Raw genomic sequence first — 1,686 nt, forward strand, 5'->3', positions numbered from 1 at the left:
CCCTTGGGGTCTTGGCAGACGTGCTCGTGGACCTCTCCGAGGCGGTCGGCCCACACGAGGCGGTAGCCCTGCTTGAGCGCGAAGGTCGTGGTGATGTCGACGCTGTCCTCGCCGTTGAGCTCGTCGGTATGGGTGAGGGCGAGCAGCTCCTCGGGGCCGATTGTCGATACGTAGGCGTCTTGCCACGTGTATACGTCAATTCGCACCTAGAGCCACCTCTCCTCCCATTCGAGCGTCGCGGTGCCGCCGCTCGTCTTGATCTGCTGCACGCCGTCGAGCGAGAAGAAGTCGCTCGCGACGGTCACGGGCCAGTCCGCGCCGTTGACTGTGCAGCGCTCGGCGCGCATGTCCAGCACGACGGTCTGTGCGCCCGTGAACGACGCCTCGACGCGGACGAACTGCCCGGTCGATACGTTGGTGATTGTCCAGCTCGAGCCTGCCGGGGGCTTGCACGTGACCGTAGGGTAGGCCCTGTAGTTGCCCCCGGCGGCGACGGCGCGCTGGGATGCCGACACCTGCTCGGAGCGCCGCTGCCCGTAGGCGGCGGGGTCTGCACAGTAGAACCCGAGCGTGAGATTCGGCATGTGCGCGTTGCGCCCCTGCTCCGCCCCTCCCCTGTAGCGCGCGAGCATGTAGCGCTCGGGGGCGTCGTCGAGCACGAGGGCCTTCTCGCCGCCGGACAGCGCCGAGGCGAGCACGGCCCTTGCCTCGGCGACCTCGTCGAGGGAGCCGCCGACGATGTTGCAGTCGACCGCTATCTCGACGGGCTCGAGGCCCGTGGCGCGAACGTGTGTGCCGTCCATGCCGGGGACCTCGGTCTCATCGAGCCGCACCTTGGGGACAATCGGTCTCGTGACCTTGGTCACCAGCAGGTACGGCGTTAGGTCGATTCCGCCGAATATCATGCGAACCCCCTTGCGGCGAGCGTGTGCCTGCCGCGCATCGCGATGGCGGAGGAGACGCGCTCCGAGTCGATGTACAGGTTTCCGTCCTTGTCCCTGATCTGCTCGAGGACGGACAGGATGCCGGCGAGGGCGTCGTCGGAATCCTCCTCGGGACGCGCCGGAGTGTAGACAGCGGACGGCGCGACGGTCAGGCCCGTCGAGAGCATCCCCTGCGCGGTGTCCATGGCGCCGCTGATGGCGGAGACCACGGTGCCGGTGCTGGAGCCGATGCCCTGCGCCCAGCCCTGCATGAGGGCCTTGCCCGAGAAGGTCGTGTAGCCGTGCCCGGAGAAGGGGCCGACCTTTGCCGGCGAGAACGGGAAGAAGGAGCGGATTCTGGAGACTGCACCGGAGACCGCCGAGGTCACCGAGCCGATAGCGGACATGATGCCGTCCTTCAGGCCGTTGAGTATCGACTTGCCGGAGTTGAAGAGCCAGTTGCGCGCGCCCGAGAAGAATCCGGTGATCTTGCCCTTGATGCTCGTGACGGTCCTGTAGACGGAGTTGATTCCGTTGGACGCCGCGCTCTTGATGCCCTCCCAGATGGACGAGCAGGCGCTCTTGATGCTCCCCCACATGCTCGACCACGTGGAGCTGATGCTGTTGAGCACGGAGCTGATCACGCCGCTGACCTGATTTATCGCAGAGTTGACGGCGAACTTGATGCGTCCCCAGACCACCTCGGCGAAATCACGGACGGTGTCCCACACGCTTGACCAAATCGAGCTGATTCCATCGAGCG

General features: G+C 66.1%; 3 protein-coding genes. All 3 read right to left on the bottom strand.

Going from position 1 to position 1,686, the window contains the following annotated elements:
• On the bottom strand, positions 1-206 hold a 206-nt coding region (locus tag ACT84W_RS11005), incomplete at its 3' end, for a hypothetical protein (protein ID WP_444329254.1).
• Positions 207-905, bottom strand: a complete 699-nt coding sequence (locus tag ACT84W_RS11010; RefSeq protein WP_390447112.1) for a distal tail protein Dit — start codon at positions 903-905, stop codon at positions 207-209.
• Positions 902-1,686: phage tail protein (locus ACT84W_RS11015; RefSeq protein ID WP_444329255.1), on the bottom strand; the 785-nt coding region annotated here is incomplete at its 5' end. The genes ACT84W_RS11010 and ACT84W_RS11015, both read right to left, overlap by 4 nt.

This window comes from Paratractidigestivibacter sp. (genome assembly GCF_052362415.1).
In the GTDB taxonomy this organism is placed as follows: Bacteria; Actinomycetota; Coriobacteriia; order Coriobacteriales; family Atopobiaceae; genus Paratractidigestivibacter.

Bases quoted from the DNA above. Each gene is read 5' to 3' on its own strand.
- ACT84W_RS11010 (WP_390447112.1), bottom strand. From the start codon at position 905: ATGATATTCGGCGGAATCGACCTAACGCCGTACCTGCTGGTGACCAAG.